At 62.4% G+C, this 16,535-nt stretch carries 13 protein-coding genes; 5 read left to right on the forward strand and 8 right to left on the reverse strand.

What is annotated here, in order from left to right; translation table 11 throughout:
• The coding region (locus VFL62_RS22965) for an amidohydrolase (protein WP_325174689.1) at positions 1 to 780 on the forward strand (780 nt) is incomplete at its 5' end.
• Positions 781 to 857: 77 nt separating this feature from the next.
• Here VFL62_RS22965 and VFL62_RS22970 read toward each other — a convergent pair.
• From VFL62_RS22970 to VFL62_RS22980, 3 genes are all read right to left on the reverse strand, one after another.
• On the reverse strand, positions 858 to 2,492 hold the full coding sequence (locus tag VFL62_RS22970) for an inorganic phosphate transporter (protein ID WP_325174690.1): 1,635 nt from the start codon (positions 2,490 to 2,492) through the stop codon (positions 858 to 860).
• Positions 2,493 to 2,742: 250 nt separating this feature from the next.
• Positions 2,743 to 4,179, reverse strand: a complete 1,437-nt coding sequence (locus tag VFL62_RS22975) for a UdgX family uracil-DNA binding protein (RefSeq protein WP_325174691.1) — start codon at positions 4,177 to 4,179, stop codon at positions 2,743 to 2,745.
• Entirely contained in the window at positions 4,180 to 5,409 is a 1,230-nt protein-coding gene (locus tag VFL62_RS22980) for a putative DNA modification/repair radical SAM protein (RefSeq protein WP_325174692.1), read from the reverse strand.
• A gap of 150 nt (positions 5,410 to 5,559) precedes the next feature.
• Here VFL62_RS22980 and VFL62_RS22985 point away from each other — a divergent pair, with 150 nt between their 5' ends.
• The 3 genes from VFL62_RS22985 to VFL62_RS22995 are packed head-to-tail and all read left to right on the forward strand — an operon-like array spanning position 5,560 to position 11,571.
• Positions 5,560 to 6,348 (forward strand): DNA repair protein, encoded by a 789-nt coding sequence (locus tag VFL62_RS22985; protein ID WP_325174693.1) that lies wholly within the window; start codon positions 5,560 to 5,562, stop codon positions 6,346 to 6,348.
• A complete protein-coding gene (locus VFL62_RS22990; RefSeq protein WP_325174694.1) occupies positions 6,245 to 7,903 on the forward strand; it encodes a DNA polymerase Y family protein in 1,659 nt (552 codons plus the stop codon). The genes VFL62_RS22985 and VFL62_RS22990 overlap by 104 nt, the downstream gene beginning before the upstream one ends.
• Entirely contained in the window at positions 7,900 to 11,571 is a 3,672-nt protein-coding gene (locus VFL62_RS22995; RefSeq protein ID WP_325174695.1) for an error-prone DNA polymerase, read from the forward strand. Before VFL62_RS22990 ends, VFL62_RS22995 begins: the two co-directional genes overlap by 4 nt.
• On the opposite strand, the gene VFL62_RS23000 is transcribed toward VFL62_RS22995, so the two are convergent.
• The 3 genes from VFL62_RS23000 to VFL62_RS23010 are packed head-to-tail and all read right to left on the reverse strand — an operon-like array spanning position 11,568 to position 13,847.
• Entirely contained in the window at positions 11,568 to 13,013 is a 1,446-nt protein-coding gene (locus VFL62_RS23000) for an adenylate/guanylate cyclase domain-containing protein (RefSeq protein ID WP_325174696.1), read from the reverse strand. The two genes, VFL62_RS22995 and VFL62_RS23000, sit on opposite strands and share 4 nt — an antisense overlap.
• Positions 13,010 to 13,474 carry an SRPBCC domain-containing protein gene (locus VFL62_RS23005; protein WP_325174697.1) on the reverse strand — a complete coding sequence of 155 codons (465 nt, stop codon included), beginning with the start codon at positions 13,472 to 13,474 and terminating at the stop codon, positions 13,010 to 13,012. Before VFL62_RS23005 ends, VFL62_RS23000 begins: the two co-directional genes overlap by 4 nt.
• Positions 13,461 to 13,847, reverse strand: a complete 387-nt coding sequence (locus tag VFL62_RS23010; protein WP_325174698.1) for a metalloregulator ArsR/SmtB family transcription factor — start codon at positions 13,845 to 13,847, stop codon at positions 13,461 to 13,463. Before VFL62_RS23010 ends, VFL62_RS23005 begins: the two co-directional genes overlap by 14 nt.
• 115 nt (positions 13,848 to 13,962) lie before the next feature.
• On the opposite strand from VFL62_RS23010, the gene VFL62_RS23015 reads away from it, so the two are divergent.
• Positions 13,963 to 14,721, forward strand: a complete 759-nt coding sequence (locus VFL62_RS23015) for an alpha/beta hydrolase (RefSeq protein ID WP_325174699.1) — start codon at positions 13,963 to 13,965, stop codon at positions 14,719 to 14,721.
• Between the two features lie 72 nt (positions 14,722 to 14,793).
• Here VFL62_RS23015 and VFL62_RS23020 read toward each other — a convergent pair whose 3' ends face one another.
• Complete coding sequence (locus VFL62_RS23020; protein WP_325174700.1) at positions 14,794 to 15,624, reverse strand: hypothetical protein; 831 nt, start codon at positions 15,622 to 15,624, stop codon at positions 14,794 to 14,796.
• A 73-nt stretch (positions 15,625 to 15,697) separates the two neighbouring features.
• Positions 15,698 to 16,330 carry a DUF6152 family protein gene (locus VFL62_RS23025; protein WP_325174701.1) on the reverse strand — a complete coding sequence of 211 codons (633 nt, stop codon included), beginning with the start codon at positions 16,328 to 16,330 and terminating at the stop codon, positions 15,698 to 15,700.
• Between the last annotated feature and the right edge of the window lie 205 nt (positions 16,331 to 16,535).

A 16,535-nucleotide genomic window follows, 5' to 3' on the forward strand; every position in this document is an offset into this window, starting at 1 on the left:
GAGGCCGTGGTAATCTTTCAGCCGGCGGAAGAGGGCGGCTTTGGTGCCGCGGCGATGATCAAGGACGGGCTGTTCGAGCGCTTCACCATCGATCAGGTCTACGGCATGCACAACGGGCCGGGGATTCCCGTCGGCAGCTTCGCGATCCGGCCAGGCCCGATCATGGCCTCGACCGACGCCGTCAACATTCACATCGAAGGGCGAGGCGGCCACGCGGCGCGGCCGCATCTGTCGATCGATTCCGTCATGGTCGGTGCGCAGTTGATCACGGCGTTGCAATCGATCGTTTCGCGCAGTGTCGATCCGCTCGATTCCGCGGTTATTTCCATGTGCGAGTTTCACGCCGGCAATGCCCGCAACGTGATCCCGCAAACGGCGGAAATCCGCGGTACGGTCAGGACCTTGACGGCAGACGTGCGAACGCTGGTTGAAAAACGCGTGCGCGAGGTGGTCGAGGGTGTCGCACGCATGACCGGCGCGAAGATCGATCTCGAATATGCCCGCGGCTATCCCGTCGTGGTCAACCACGCGGCCGAAACCGATTTCGCGATCAAGGTGGCGAAAGAAATCGCGGGTGACGGCAATGTCGAGGAGATGGCGCCGCTGATGGGGGGCGAGGACTTCGCCTACATGCTCGAGAAGCGCCCGGGCGCGTTCATTTTCTGCGGTAACGGCGACAGCGCCGGCCTGCATCACCCGGCCTATAATTTCGACGACAACGCGATCGTCTACGGCACGTCCTACTGGATCAAGCTGGTCGAGAACACGCTCGCCGCCTGAGGACGCAGCGCCGCCAAAACAAAAAGAGGCCCGCGTGATGCGGGCCTCTTTCTATGTGTTCGATCCGCCTGGAGAGATCAGAACAGGTGGGCAAAGATGAAGTACAGCCCACCCGAAAGCATGATCGCGATCGGCAGCGTCAGCACCCAGGCCATGGCCATGTTGCGGATGGTCGAGACCTGAAGCCCCGATCCGTTGGCGGCCATGGCGCCGGCGACACCGGACGACAGCACGTGGGTGGTGGACACCGGCAGACCGAAATTATCGGCCGCAGCGATCGTGGCCGCCGCCACCAGCTCGGCCGCCGCACCTTGTGCGTAGGTGAGGTGCGTCTTGCCGATCTTCTCGCCGACGGTGACGACGATGCGCTTCCAGCCGATCATGGTGCCAAGCCCGAGCGCCAGCGCCACCGCAATCTTGACCCAGTTCGGGATGAACTTGGTGGCGGCATCCAGCGAGCCCTTGTACTTGTTCAACACCGCGATCTCGTCCTTGCTGAGATCGCTTTCCTTGTCCTTCATCAGGAAGCGGATCGCCTCCGAGGTCAGGTACATGTCGTTACGGGTGTTGCCGACGGCTTCCGACGGAACCTTGTTCAGCGAGCCGTACTTCTGAACCTGATCGCCGACGTCCTTCACCAGCGCCGACAGCGACGGATAGGTGCCCTCGGTGAGGCGGTGCTGCGACACGTATTGCGTCACGGCCGGACGCGGATCGCCGATAACGCTGTGACCGGCACCCTTGGTCGCGATCACCTTTGAGGCGGCGTCGGAGTTTTGCTGGAAGAGGGCAATCTGCGAGTCCGGCAGCGTGCGGTTGAGGGCGTAGGCAGTCGGCACGGTGCCGATCAGGATCAGCATGATCAGACCCATGCCCTTCTGACCGTCGTTCGAACCGTGCGCGAAGCTGACGCCGGTGCAGGTCAGGATCAAGAGGCCACGGATCCAGATCGGCGGAGCCTTGTTGCCTTCCGGTGCCGCATAAAGCGCCGGATTGCGGACGATCACCTTCAGGACCATCAGGAGAATCGCCGCGCAGATGAAGCCGACCAGCGGCGACAGCAACAGCGCATAGCCGATTTCAGTCGCCTTGCTCCAGTCCACGCCCGAGGTGCCGTCGCGGCCGCGCATCAACGCGTTGACGACACCGACGCCGATGATCGAGCCGATCAGGGTGTGGGAGCTGGAAGCGGGCAGACCGAACCACCAGGTGCCGAGATTCCAGATGATCGCGGCAATCAACAGCGCGAACACCATGGCAAAGCCCGCGCTGCTTCCGACCTGAAGGATCAGTTCGACCGGCAGCAGCGAGACGATACCGAAGGCCACCGCGCCGGAGGAGGTCAGAACGCCGAGAAAATTGAAGAAGCCCGACCACATCACCGCGAACTCGGCCGGCAGCGAATGGGTGTAGATCACCGTGGCGACCGCGTTGGCGGTGTCGTGGAAGCCGTTGACGAATTCGAAGCCGAGCGCGATCAGCAGCGCCACCATCAACAGGATGTAGGGCAGATAGGTCGTTACTTTGGTGCCGGTGGCATCGACGTCGACGTAAATGCTGTAGGCCACAAACAACAGGCCGGCAGCGAGAATGCCGAAAAAAATAATCATGGTCAGGGGGTTAAAACCCTTGTCGAGATTCGGGCGTGAGGCCGGCTGGATCGGTCCGCCGTCCGTCCCGCTAACATTTTGGTTAAGTGCAAAATCAGTCATTATCCGCGCCCCTAATACGTTGAGCCTTCACCAATGACCGATGGATTTGAAGGTTAGATGACAGCCGCGGGGATATCCCCGCCGACCGCGAAAAGCCCGCCTGATCCAGTTGGAATTGCTTGCAGAATACTTTTTTAAGGAGCGCGTGGACAGCCCGCCGATCCACCGGAATTTTTTGCAAAAATAGACGGGAATAGTGGCAATCGACGGTCGCCGGCAGCCTTAGCAGGACGGCGCAAAAAAAGGCCGGTCAGGCCGCGCGCGCGGACTTTCGCAACACCGCGGCGGCCAGCTTCAGGTCCTCGACAAAGCGCGCGTATTCCCGCGCCTTGGCATCCTGGTCCGGCAGCCGCAGCAGATAGGACGGATGCACCGTTACCAGCGCTTTGGTTTGCTCATCGAGATCAATGAGGTGACCGCGGTTCTTGTTAATCGGCGTGATTTTGCCGAGCACGCCTTGCGCGGCGGTCGCGCCCATCGCGACCACAAGCACCGGCTTGATGGCCGCCCGTTCGCGCTCATACCATGGCCGGCACGCCTTGATTTCGGGCGTGGACGGTTTCTGGTGCAGCCGGATTTTTCCGCGCGGGACGAATTTGAAATGTTTGACCGCGTTGGTGACATAGACCTTGTTGCGATCGATACCGGCTTCGACCAAAGCGCGGTCGAGCATTTGTCCGGCCGGTCCGACGAACGGCTTGCCGGCGAGGTCTTCCTTGTCGCCGGGCTGCTCGCCGACCAGCATGATCGTGGCGTGCGGCGGTCCCTCGCCAAACACCGTTTGCGTCGCGTCTTTCCATAGCGGACAGGCGCGGCAGGAAGCTGCTTCCTCGCGCAGTGTTTCAAGCTCGCTGGCGGTCTTTCGTTTCATCGGTTGTTCCAGACGCTGTTGCGCCTTGTGCGGCTCGGTCGGCGCTTTGCCGATCATCGCCTCAGAAGCGCGGGCCGCGCCAGCGATCAGGGGTTTAATCAATGAGGCCTCGGGCAGGTTCCTCCAGTACTTTTTCGGCATTTCCGTATTCATGGCCTTCACCTTGAGCCGGGCCGGGTTGAAGATCGTGGCGTAGTAGCGTCGCCAGGTTTCCTCCAGCCGGTCCGAAGCTGGCGCCTCGGCCTTGCTCACGCCCGGTGTGAATGAAATCGCAAAACCGTCCCAATGCGCGCAGCGCTCGGGCGTCAGGATCGACCAGGGCATGTCGGCAAAGCGGCGCGCGAAGAACGGCGCCGCCAATTCGACGATGTGATGCGCGGGCTCGAACCAGGCAACGTAGTGCGCCTCGCGCTCGCGTCCGATTTCGCGGAAACGAACGAAGGCATGCATCTTGTGCTCGTCGCGCCGGACCGCCTTGGCCATCGCACTGACGCTGATGACGTCGGGATCGGTGGCGACTTCCAGAAGGTCGTGGTGATGACGCAGCCGCCACAGCAGGCGGTAGAGCAGGGCAAAGCGCTTGCGGTCGCGGTGCAGGATCGCGATCTGTGCGAGCTCGACGAATTTCGCCGGAACATTGAACGTTCCGTTCGATGGCCGCGGCGGCGAACTTGTCGTGGTCGGGCCGAATAATTCTTCCTCGCCTTTGATGGTCCAGGTCACATCCTCCGGCTTGATGCCATCGAGCACCAGCGCGCGTGCGGCGTGACGCCAACCATCGAAGTCGGTTTCATGATCAAGCACGATAGTGTTCATTTAGAATCCAAATCCCAATTGGGCCGCCTTCGGCTTGAAGCGCTGGGCAAGGTTTGCGGCGTCCAGCCAATGCGGCGAGGGGCGGTGATCGCTGAGAACGACGAAGGGCAGCGCCTTTTGCCTCGGAATATGAAGCCGGGCGAGATCGGCAAGTCGGATCGACGTCCAGCGCCGGGTCTCGATGATGCGCTCGACGGCTTTGCGGCCGAAGCCGGGCACCCGCAACAGCTCCTCGCGGCTGGCGCGCGCGATATCGAGCGGGAAGCGGTCGCGATGCCGCAGCGCCCAGGCGAGCTTCGGATCGATATCCAGCGGAAGCATGCCCGCGCCTTCGACGATCTCGCCGACATCGAAACCGTAGAAGCGCATCAGCCAGTCGGCCTGATAGAGCCGATGCTCACGCAACAACGGCGGCGCCGAAAGCGGCAGCGCGCGGCTTGAATCCGGGATCGGGCTGAAGGCGGAGTAATAGACGCGCTTGAGGCGATAGGCGCCGTAGAGATTGGCGCTGGTTGAGAGAATGGTCTGATCGTCTGCGGCGTCGGCACCGATAATCATCTGCGTGCTCTGGCCTGCGGGAGCAAAGTGCGGCGGCTTTGCTTTCGATTTTTGATCCGGTTTGGCTTCGTCGAGCTTGAGGCGAAGCCGGCCCATGGTGCGGCGGATCGCGCGCACGTCCTTTTCCGGGGCAAGCCTTGCAAGGCTGTTCTCTTCGGGCACCTCGATATTGATGCTGAGACGGTCGGCATATTTGCCGGCTTCCGAGATCAGCGCGTCATCGGCCTCGGGGATGGTCTTGAGATGAATATAGCCGCGGAAGTGATGCTCCTCGCGTAAGCTTCGCGCGACGCGCACCACTTGCTCCATGGTGTAGTCGGCGCTGCGGATGATGCCGGAGGAGAGAAACAGTCCCTCGATGTAATTGCGGCGATAAAAGTCGAGCGTCAGCTTCACCACCTCCTCGATGGTGAAGCGGGCGCGCGGCACATTGCTCGAGGTGCGGTTGACGCAATAAAGGCAATCGTAGTTGCAGGCGTTGGTGAGCAGCACCTTCAACAACGAGATGCAGCGGCCGTCCGGCGCGTAGGAGTGGCAGATGCCCATGCCGGGCGCGGTCGAGCCGAGGCCCTTGCCGTCGGAGGAATCCCGCATCTCGGTGCCGGAGGAGGCGCAGGACGCGTCGTATTTGGCGGCATCCGCCAGGATTTCCAGCTTGCGTTGTAAGTCCATTCAAAATCCCTTTGATTCCATTGGTGAATCATCGAGCCGTCAATTCGATTGACTCTTTCGTGCCCGTTAGCTTTAAATTAGAACATATCATGAACAAATGAGCCAGCTTCTGGTTCTCATCAATTCAGAAGGACGCGGCGCATCATGGTGATGAGCGCAGCCGGGAAAGTTGCGGCCTTACGCGGCCAGATCGAGCGCATCGAGACGCATGGCGCGGCCTATGCGTCGCGCAAGGTGCCGCTCGGACATGCCGAGGCCGACGCACATCTACAAGGCGGGCTTGCCGTGGGCGCCATGCACGAAGTGTTTGCGGCAGCCGGTCGGCAGAGCGCCGCGGCGACCGGCTTTGTCGCGGGGCTCGCAGGGCGCCTTGCGGTGCGACGGCCCGTGGTCTGGATCCGGCAGGATTTTGCGGAAGTCGAGACCGGCGCCGTCTCGATGAGCGGCTTTTGCGAACTCGGTCTTGATCCGCGTCTTCTCGTCAGCGTCCACGCGGCCGATGTCGAACAGGTGCTGCGGGCGAGTGCCGATGCGCTTGCCTGCGACGCGGTGGGCGCGGTGGTGCTGGAACTCTGGGGCGAGGCGAAACAATTCGATCTTGTCGCCAGCCGCAAGCTGACCTTGGCTGCGCAGGCTTCAGGCGCAACCGGATTGATGTTGCGGATGGCGGCGGAGCCGAGGGCCTCGACCGCCGAGACGAGGTGGATCGTGCGCGCGGCGCATTCGCCACCTAGCTCACACCCGTCGAGTGCATGGGGTGCGCCTGTGTTCGAGACGCAGCTTGTCCGCAACCGTCATGGCCCCACCGGCCGCTGGATCATGGAATGGAAAAGTGATGAATGCCTTTTCGGAAAACCGGCGCCGTATCCTCAGCCTGTGGCTGCCGCGCCTGCCCACCGATCGCATCAGGCGTCAATTATCCGGCACCGCGCGAGCTAAACAAAACGCTTGCGAAGCATTCTCTTATCTCTCTCCCCACCACTTGTTGCACTCGCGGGGGGAGGGATCAAACCTTGAGCCCAGCATTGTCGTTGCCAAACAAAACAACATGCTGCGGATTTCCGCGCTCAACGATGCGGCGGCGCAGGTTGGGCTTGCGCTCGACCTGCCGCTGGCCAACGCCCGCGCCATCTGCCCCGAAGTCAAGGTCTACGATGCCGATGAGGTTGCGGACGCCGACACGCTGAACGCCATCGCCGATTGGTGCGACCGCTTCACGCCGCTGGTGGCGCTCGATCCTCCGCACGGTCTGTTTCTCGACATCACCGGCTGCGCGCATCTGTTCGGCGGCGAGGCGGCAATGATGAATCTCGTATGCTCTGTCCTGACCGTGCAGGGATTCAAGGTGAGTGGCGCCATCGCCGGCACGGCGGTCTGCGCTAGGGCGCTGACCCGTCACGTCCATGGCCGGATCGTCCGCGACGGCAAGGAGCATGAGGCGGTCGGATCGTTGCCGGTGTCGGCGCTGGGGGCGGATATATCCGTGGTGACGGGTTTGCGCCGCGCCGGGCTCAAAACCATCGGCGAGGTGGCGGAACGCGGGCGCCACGAAATCACCGCGCGATTTGGCGCCCGTTTCACGGCGCTGTTGGAACAGGCGCTTGGTCAAAGCGATGCGCCGATCAACCCGCGAAAGCCGCTGCCCGATTACATCGTGGAAAAGCGTTTTGCCGAGCCGGTTACGACGGAAGCGGTCATCTCCGCCACTTTGTCGGGGCTCGCTGGGACGCTGGTGTCGGCGATGGGCAAGCAAGGCAAGGGCGCACGGCAACTGGAAGCGCGTTTCTTCCGGACCGATGGCGCGGTTCGCACCATCACGGTCGATACCGGGCGGCCTGTGACCCAAGGCGAAGTGATCGACCGGCTGTTTCGCGAGCGGCTGGAGGCGTTAAACGATCCTCTCGATCCCGGATTCGGTTTCGACCTCATTCGCCTCGCCGCAAGCCGCACCGAAATCGTGGTGCAGGAGCAGCGCGATCTCGACGCCCATGTGCATGACCAGGACGAGATTTCAGCCCTGATCGACCGGATTGCCGCGCGCATCGGCGGCAAGCGCGTGCTCGTTCATGTGCCGCAAGACACTCACATTCCCGAACGCGCGGTGCAGGCTCTCCCGGCGCAGCATCATCTGGCGGAGGCGGCGCAAGCGGCCTGGCCGGCGCGCATCGAGAGCGAGCCGCCGCTGCGGCCGCTGCGGCTGTTCGAGCGGCCGGAACAGATCAAGGTGATCGCCGAAGTGCCGGACGGTCCGCCGGCGCGCTTCGTCTGGCGTCGCGCCACCCATGCCGTGGTGCGCGTCGAAGGTCCCGAACGCGTCGCCATGGAATGGTGGCGGCCGGAAGGTGCGGCGCTGACGCGCGATTACTTCCGCGTCGAGGACGAGGAAGGTTTGCGCTTCTGGCTCTATCGCGACGGTCTCTACGACCGCGAGATCGAGCAGCAGGAGGGCATGCCGGTGCAGCCGAACTGGTTCATGCATGGGCTGTTCGCATGACCACTCCACCACCAGCCTATGCGGAAATCGGCATCACCACGAACTTTTCGTTCCTGCGCGGCGGCTCGCACCCGCAGGCCTATGTCCATCAGGCCAGCGAGCTCCGTCTTGCCGCGATCGGCATCGCCGACCACAACACGCTCGCCGGCGTGGTGCGTGCGTTCAGCGAACTCGACAATCCGGAAGTCAAGCACAAGCCGAAACTCATGATCGGGTCGCGGATCGTTTTCATCGACGGCACGCCGGACATTCTGGTCTATCCAAGCGATCGAGCCGCTTACGGGCGGTTATGCCAATTGCTCACCCGTGGCAAACTTGGCGAGGACACGGTCAAGGGCGAATGCCTCCTGAAGATCGACGATCTCCTGGAATTCACCGAAGGCCAGCTTCTGGTGCTGGCGCTGCCGCATCGTTTCGACGAGACAAAAGCGCATGAGGTTCTGAAGCGGCTGCGGTCGAGCCAGGCCGACGGCGTATGGCTGGCGGCTAGCCTGCTCTATCGCGGCGACGACCGGCGGCGTCTGGCCCGCCTCAAGCGCCTCGCGCATGAAGCCCGCGTACCGCTCCTTGCGACCAATGAGGTGCTCTACCATCATCCTTCGCGCCGCCGCCTGCAGGATGTCCTCACCTGCATCCGCGAGAAGACGACCGTTGACGCCATTGGTCGGCGTCTTGAAGCCAATGCCGAACGCCATCTGAAGCCGGCGGCGGAAATGGCCCGGCTGTTTCGCGACGCGCCGGAGGCGATTGCCGAGACCATGCGGTTTGCGGGCCGCATCAGTTTTTCGCTCGATCAGCTCAAATATCAGTATCCCGACGAGCCGGTGCCGCCCGGCAAGACCGCCCAGCAGCATCTGGAGGATTTGACCTGGGCCGGCGTGCAAACCTATTTCGACGGCAATATCGACGACACCTTGCGCGCGACCTTGCGCAAGGAGCTCGACCTCATCGCCGAACTGAAATACGCGCATTATTTTCTCACCGTACACGACATCGTGCATTATGCGCGCAGCCAGAACATTCTTTGCCAGGGCAGAGGCTCGGCGGCCAATTCCGCCGTGTGCTACGTGCTCGGCATCACCTCCGTCGACCCGACCAAGGTCGATCTGTTGTTCGAGCGCTTCATTTCCAAGGAGCGGCTTGAGCCGCCCGACATCGATGTCGATTTCGAGCATTCGCGCCGCGAGGAGGTGATGCAATATGTCTACCGCCGTTATGGAAGGCACCGTGCCGCCATCATCGCAACCGTCATTCATTACCGGCCGCGCAGCGCGATCCGCGATGTCGGCAAGGCGCTCGGGCTGACCGAGGATGTGACCGCAGCACTTGCCGATACGGTGTGGGGAAGCTGGGGCAGTGGCCTCAACGAGATGCAGGTGAAGCAGGCCGGCTTCGATCCCAGAAATCCGATGGTCGAGCTTACGGTCGAACTTGCCACCGAACTGATCGAGTTTCCGCGGCATCTATCCCAGCATGTCGGCGGCTATGTGCTGACCCAGGACCGGCTCGACACTTACGTGCCGATCGGCAATGCGGCGATGGACGATCGCACCTTCATCGAATGGGACAAGGATGATGTCGATGCGCTGAGCATGATGAAGGTCGATGTGCTGGCGCTCGGCATGCTGACCTGCATCCGAAAGTGTTTTGACCTCATCGCCGAACACAAGGATGAGCGTTGGACGCTGGCGAGCGTTCCCCAGGACCAGAAGCCGGTCTACGACATGCTGTGCCGCGGCGAGTCGCTCGGCGTGTTCCAGGTCGAAAGCCGCGCGCAGATGAACATGCTGCCGCGCCTGAAGCCGCGCACCTTCTACGATCTCGTCATTGAGGTTGCGATCGTGCGGCCCGGCCCGATCCAGGGTGACATGGTGCATCCCTACTTGCGGCGGCGAAACGGCCTGGAAAAAGAAAACTATCCCTCGCCATCGCCACAGCATGGTCCTGCGGACGAACTCTACAAGGTGTTGCACAAGACACTCGGGGTGCCGCTGTTTCAGGAACAGGCGATGCGGATCGCGATCGAAGCCGCCGGCTTTACGTCCGAGGAAGCCAACGGATTGCGCCGCGCGATGGCGACGTTTCGCAACGTCGGGACGATCGGCAATTTCGAGGAGAAGCTGATCGGGAATATGATCCGGCGAGGATACGAGCCGCAATTTGCCAAAAACTGTTTCGAGCAGATCAAGGGTTTCGGTTCCTACGGGTTTCCGGAAAGCCATGCCGCAAGCTTCGCGCAGCTTGTCTATGTCTCGTCCTGGCTGAAGTACTGGCACCCGGATGCATTCTGTTGCGGCTTGTTGAATTCGCAGCCGATGGGTTTTTATGCGCCGGCGCAGATCGTCGGCGATGCCCGCAAGAACGGCGTCACGGTGCGCGAGATCGACGTCTCCTACAGCTTTGCCCAGAACACGCTGGAGGAAAGGGACGGTAAATATTGCGCGGTGCGCCTCGGCTTTCGCCAGATCGACGGCTTCAAATGGAACGATCCGGACGAGCAGCGACTGAAGCAGGACCGGGCATCATCCCGCAAGGGTCCCGCCGCATTGTCATTCCGGGATGCTGTCTCATCGTCATTCCGGGGCACGCGAAGCGTGAACTATGATGCGCAATTGCTCATCGGAGAATCTCGAGATTCCGGATCTGGTGCTGACGCACCATCCCGGAATGACATCTCTTCCTTGTCATTCCGGGGCGCGAGTGAAACGAGCGAACCCGGAATCCATTTCTCCCCATCTTCGAGCGGCTCTATGGATTCCGGGCTCTCGCTTCGCGAGCCCCGGAATGACGACACTGGGGGAATTCCGACGCACCGGAATGACGGTTTGGGAGAGGCGGACGACTGGGCTGACCGCATCGTCGCCGCGCGCAACCGCCGCCGCTTTACCTCGCTGGAGGAATTTGCCCGCGACACCGGATTGCCCAAGCGCGCGCTGATCCTGCTGGCGGATGCCGATGCGTTTCGCTCGATCGGGCTCGATCGCCGCGCCGCCTTGTGGGCGGTGAGGCGGCTGCCCGATGATGTGCCGTTGCCGCTGTTCGAGGCGGCGGTTGCCCGCGAACAGCCGGACGAGCAGGCAAAGCCGTTGCCGGCGATGCCGCTGCCGGAGCATGTGGTCGCGGACTATCAGACCATCCGTCTGTCGCTGAAGGGCCACCCGATGGAGTTCTTGCGCGCGAGGTTCGAGCGCGAGGGCGTGATCGCCTGTTCGTCGGTCTCCGATGCGCGGGATCGGCAATATGTCCGCTGCGCCGGCGTGGTGCTGGTGCGCCAGCGTCCGGGCAGCGCCAAGGGTGTCGTCTTCATGACGCTGGAAGACGAGACCGGCATCGCCAATATCGTGGTGTGGCCCAAGGTGATGGAACGCTTCCGCAAAGAGGTGATGGGCTCGCGCCTGATCGTGGTCGAGGGCAGGATCCAGAGCAGCCCGGAAAAGGTCGTGCATCTGGTCGCCGAACGGCTGTTCGATCGCTCCGGCGATCTCTTCGATCTCGCCAACGACGAGGCGGTCCGCAAACATGCCGTCCCGGCGGGGGCCACTGTGGTCGAACCGCTCACCATCGAGCCATTGAATGACGACCGGCGCGGGCATCCGGATAATCCGGCGCAGAAAATCCGCCATCCGCGCGATGTGCGCATTCTGCCGCCGTCGCGGGATTTTCACTAGGGCCGCGACGCCTCGTCGGCTCGAGCCAGATGATAGATCGACATCGGCTTGCTGACGCCCTTGAGCTCCGCTTCGCTCTTGATCACGGGGTAGGGCGCGATGATCTCCTTGACGCCCGCCGCGCTGTGAACTTCCTCGGTGAGGCAGATCTCGTCGCCGTCGGCAAGATTTTGTACCCTTGCCGCGATATTGACGGTCTGGCCAAAATAATCGAGCCGCTCGTTGAGCGTGACCGCGATCGAGGCGCCGCGGTGGATGCCGATTTTCAGGACGAAGTCGCGCTGCGGGCGATCCCGATTGAGCTCGTCCACGGCTTCGCGCATTTCGATCGCCGCCTGCACCGCATCGGCCGAGGTCAGGAATGCCGCCATCACGGCATCGCCGATCGTCTTGGTGACGGCGCCATTGTGCCGGACCGTGACGTCGAGCAGATGCTGGAAGTGCCGTTGCACCTGAATGTAGGCGTTGAGGTCGCCGATCCGCTCGTAGAGCGCGGTCGAGCCTTTCAGGTCGGTAAAGACCAGGGTGACATCGAGAACCGCGATGCCCTCGGTCGCGCCGATCACCTCCGAACGGAAGAAATCGCGAAAGGTTTGCGTCATCAACAACCGCTTGCCGGATAACGATGGCACGAAGCGCAGCGCCGGCCGCTGTGGCGTTCCCGGCGGCAGCTGCAGGATGCCGAACACCACCGGCAACGGGCCCGTATTGCGGACCTCGAACACGATCTTGCCGGGGGCGATGTTTGCGGTGGTGAATTCACATTTGCCGCTGTCGAGCGTGACCGGCAGGTGAGGGGGCGTTGAACCTCCTTCGCCGACGACGGGGAAAAAACATTGCGCGTCACTGTCGAAGTCTTGACCGAAAAGCGCGCCCTCCGTGGCATCAACCTCTAGCCTGGCCAAAGAACCCGGTTCGATGCGGGTGAGCTGCCGGACCAGCGCTTTGGCCGTCTCGCTCCATGGCACGCCGTCGGGCATCAAGCCGTCCGGTGTCAGCTTGTAATGGAAGACATAATCCCAGGGCGAAAGCGCCTCGGGATCATGGAAGCGGATCGCGCGCACCGCAGGCGAAACCGTAAACGTCACCGTGATGTAATCGTCGAGCGCCGCGTCGTAGTCGCTTCGGCAGAGGTGGCAGTGGAAATGGGTGTGCAATTTGCGCAACGACCGGAAGCTCTCGACAACGTCGGAGCACATCGGACATACGAGCTGCCAATCCATGTCGAACAGCCCGGCGACGCTGCCATGGAGGAAAAGATCGATCGCCTCAGATTCGGCGATCGATTTCTCGGCGGCAAACCGGATCGGATTGATGCGGTAGAGCGCCTCGTCGGCGCCCGAGCGCAGCAGTGTCTCCAGCCGCGAGACGACGCGCGGCGACCAGGACTTGGCTGCTTCCAGTGCGACCAGGCGTTCTTCGAGTTTCTTTTCGTCGATCATTGCCTTTCACCGCGATGATCTTGCAACACCGCATCCGCCAAATGGTCCAATATATGTCCCCAGCCCTTGGTATGTCCCTGATGAATGGCCGAGGTCGGCAGGCGCTCGTGGGTCAACACGAGGTCGGTTTCATCGCCCTGCGGCGTCAGTTCGACGGTCACGAGCGTATTCACATTGTTCGTCAGAGGGCCAGTCCACGTGAACACAAGCTTGCGCGGCCGCTCGATCTGCACGTAGGCGCCGGATACTTCGCGGCGTACTTGCGGCGATGACATCACAAGGCTGAAGGCTCCGCCAGGGCGAAGTTCACAGCTCGCCTTGCAATCGACCGCGCCAGGAAAGGGGCTCATCCAGCGGACCATCAACTCGGGTTTGGTCCACAGGTCGAAGATCTCCTCCGCCGCGGCCTTGACGCGCCGGCGTATCTGCACGACCGGGGCGGTTGTGTCACCGCGGTCCATGCTTGCGATCCTTTGGCCCGCGCTTGTCGTCCTTCTTCAGCTCGCGCAGCAAACCCTCCATGGCGTCAAGCCGCCCCTCCCAATAACGGCGCGTCCGCGCGATCCAGCCGTCGACTTCGTCCAGTGAACTGGTGTTGATCGAGAGAATGTGGTCGCGCCCCTTCCTGTGCCGCTCGACCACACCGCTCGCCTCGAGGACGCGAATGTGTTTCGACACGGCGTTCAAGGACATAGGGAAGGGTTCGGCGACTTCGGTCACGCGAGCCTCGCCACGCGACAGCCGTTCGATGATCGCCCGCCGCGTCGGGTCGGCCAGCGCGGCGAAGATGGCGTCGAGGCGCGCGGTACGCGCGGTGGCTGCCTTCTCAATCATGGCGATTTGTCGGTTTCCACCAGGGCGATCGCAAATCATTCAACCCCATGGTTGACAATTGTCAAGCAGCCGTATTATTCAACCTAATGGTTGAATATAAATCAGGGAGAACTCAATGCCAAATAAGCTACTGGTCGCGGCGGCCGCAGCGGTCGCGCTTCTGTCGACGGCCCTCGCCACGGCGCATGCCGAGCCGGTCAAGAACATCGTGCTGGTTCACGGGGCCTTCGCCGACGGATCAGGATGGCGTCGCGTCGTCGACATTCTTGCCAAGGACGGCTACTCGGTTAGCGTCGTGCAGGAGCCGCTGACATCGCTTGCTGATGACGTCGCGGCGACCAAGCGGGTGCTCGATCTGCAACAGGGGCCTGCCGTTCTGGTCGGCCACAGCTATGGCGGGGTGGTTATCACCGAGGCGGGCAATGCGCCAAATGTCGCCGGCCTCGTCTACATCGCAGCCTTCATCCCCGACCAGGGCGAGAGTGCGGTCAGCCTGCTCTCGACGGCGTCGCCCGCCAACAATGACATGCGCGCCACCAGGGACGACTTTCTGTACATCGATCCGGCCGCTTTTCCCGCCGATTTCGCCGCCGATCCGCCGGCCACCGATGCGAACTTCATGGCCCATTCGCAGGCGATGCTGGCCAAGGCCGCCGGCGGCGCGCCGGTGACGACGGCCGCCTGGCACCAGAAGAAGAGCTGGGCGCTGGTCGCCACGCGCGATCACAACCTCAATCCGGACCTCGAACGCAGCATGGCCAAGCGGGCCGGGAGCGAAACGATCGAGGTTCCGGCCAGCCACGCGGTCTACCTTTCCAGGCCGGACGAGGTGGCGCATCTGATCGAACGGGCGGCAAAGTCGTCTGCCCAGTAACCGTTGACGGCCCAGACGACGGTCTTCGTGCGCTTCTCCTCGGGAGGTGTGAGCTTCGAGGCCGAGCGGCCCTCATTTCTTCTGGCGAAAATAGCGCAGGTCGGGAGGCGCCTGGTCTTTCTTGGCCGGCATCAGCAGGCCGTCCGCGCTGATGAAATAATCCTCCTTGCCGATGGTGACGTGATGGTTGTCCTCGGCGCATTCGTTGGGAATCCAGACCGGGTTGCGCTCGCGGCGGTAGCTCTTGGTGATCGTCCACGGGCGGGTGAGGGCATGATCGATCGTGGTAATCTCATCATGGAGAATGTCCGGCTTGTCCTTGTCGAGGAAGATGCGTTCCTTGACAACCGTCTGGTTGTCCTCGTGCAGCGGGAGGCCGGAGCCCTCGAAAGTGCGGGGCCCCTTCATATAGCGGCTCTCGACCTCAAGCAGATTGAAGCGGCCATCGCCGGCCTCATCCACCCAGTGGCCGATCGAATACCCGGCGAAGCTCGGCTCCGGCTCCGCCGGCCAGCCGCGCCCGTCAGTGTAGATGCGGCGGGGCAGGTTGTCCTCGAACAGCATGTAGGTGATCTTGGGCTGGACAATGAGCTCCATCGGATAGATCACGTTCATCACGCGCGGCAGGCCGTGCGGCAGGCAGGACGTGTGTTCGTTCAACCCGTGGCCGCCGGCTTCGATGTCGGCAAGGCTGGCCTCGAACTTGGCCTGGTATTCAGCCGTGAGCGGCGCCTGCTGGCCGCGGCCCGGCGGCTTGGTCGGATCGAACTGAATGCCCCCGGTGCGAAACCACTGGCCGCCCCAATCCGGATACTTTCCGTCACCCTCGGCGTGCGCAGTCGACGTCGCAGACATCAGCAAGGCAAGCGCCGCAACCAAACCGATCAGACGCCGATAGGCCATCAGCCCCTCCTTGCAAGTTTGGCATCGCTCGTTGAATCCGCCGCAAGGCGGGTTGCGAATATCAAATCCACCCCTAGCGCGACACCTCGGCCGATTCAGGAAAGCCGGTGCGGCGCGTCACATCGAGCTGGCGCCCGTCGCGGAAGTTGATCTGATCCGTCGCAAAGGCGCCGCCCGGCGCGCCGCTGCGCAGCGGGGCGATCCGCATCTTCAGCTCATCGCCCGGCTTGAGAGTCTTGCTGGTCCAGCCGTCGCGGGCGAGAAGGCTTGGGCTTTGGCCTTCGAGTGCCCAGGTCACCGTACTGCCGTCGTCCTGTTTCACTGTCAGGTAGATGAAGGTGTGCGGATTGACGAACCTGAATTCCTGCACCACGCCTTCGAGATCGACCTGGTTGGCCCGGTCGAACATCGCGAAGGAATGATGCGCCAGCGCCGACCCCGCCGTCAGCGCCAACGCGCCTGCCGCCACAAGCATGGCCAGTCGTCGTACCATGGACGCCTCCCTGTTCGACCGCGACGGACGTTCAGACCGCCGGGCGCGCGGGCGTTGTTTTTTGAATGAGCCCCGCAAGCGGATATCAAGGCTATCACGTTCTCGCAGGGCGTGCCACGGCTCAGCGATGCAATGCGCCGTCACGATCCAATCGTGCCCCGGAATGGCAGCAAGTGACGTGCGCCCAAAATCCAATTTATCAAGTTCGATCAACGCTGCGTCTACTGTCCAGCCCCGTTCGCACATTCTGGCAAATTTTGCGGACACAAGAGCGCGGAATAAGCGGTTAAAACCATCGCGCAGGGAATGTCGGACTGTTCGGCCAACCTGTGGTGTACTTACTCGTGTACTTTCTGCTTTCGTACACGAGGCTGCGGGTGAGGCTGATCACCCGGCATTCCCTGCGCCCTCCCGGGCG

Source organism: Bradyrhizobium sp. (assembly GCF_035701725.1).
GTDB lineage: Bacteria > Pseudomonadota > Alphaproteobacteria > Rhizobiales > Xanthobacteraceae > Bradyrhizobium.

Bases quoted from the DNA above. Each gene is read 5' to 3' on its own strand.
- VFL62_RS22970 (WP_325174690.1), bottom strand. From the start codon at position 2,492: ATGACTGATTTTGCACTTAACCAAAATGTTAGCGGGACGGACGGCGGA.
- VFL62_RS22975 (WP_325174691.1), bottom strand. From the start codon at position 4,179: ATGAACACTATCGTGCTTGATCATGAAACCGACTTCGATGGTTGGCGT.
- VFL62_RS22980 (WP_325174692.1), bottom strand. From the start codon at position 5,409: ATGGACTTACAACGCAAGCTGGAAATCCTGGCGGATGCCGCCAAATAC.
- VFL62_RS22985 (WP_325174693.1), top strand. From the start codon at position 5,560: ATGAGCGCAGCCGGGAAAGTTGCGGCCTTACGCGGCCAGATCGAGCGC.
- VFL62_RS22990 (WP_325174694.1), top strand. From the start codon at position 6,245: ATGAATGCCTTTTCGGAAAACCGGCGCCGTATCCTCAGCCTGTGGCTG.
- VFL62_RS22995 (WP_325174695.1), top strand. From the start codon at position 7,900: ATGACCACTCCACCACCAGCCTATGCGGAAATCGGCATCACCACGAAC.
- VFL62_RS23000 (WP_325174696.1), bottom strand. From the start codon at position 13,013: ATGATCGACGAAAAGAAACTCGAAGAACGCCTGGTCGCACTGGAAGCA.
- VFL62_RS23005 (WP_325174697.1), bottom strand. From the start codon at position 13,474: ATGGACCGCGGTGACACAACCGCCCCGGTCGTGCAGATACGCCGGCGC.
- VFL62_RS23010 (WP_325174698.1), bottom strand. From the start codon at position 13,847: ATGATTGAGAAGGCAGCCACCGCGCGTACCGCGCGCCTCGACGCCATC.
- VFL62_RS23015 (WP_325174699.1), top strand. From the start codon at position 13,963: ATGCCAAATAAGCTACTGGTCGCGGCGGCCGCAGCGGTCGCGCTTCTG.
- VFL62_RS23020 (WP_325174700.1), bottom strand. From the start codon at position 15,624: ATGGCCTATCGGCGTCTGATCGGTTTGGTTGCGGCGCTTGCCTTGCTG.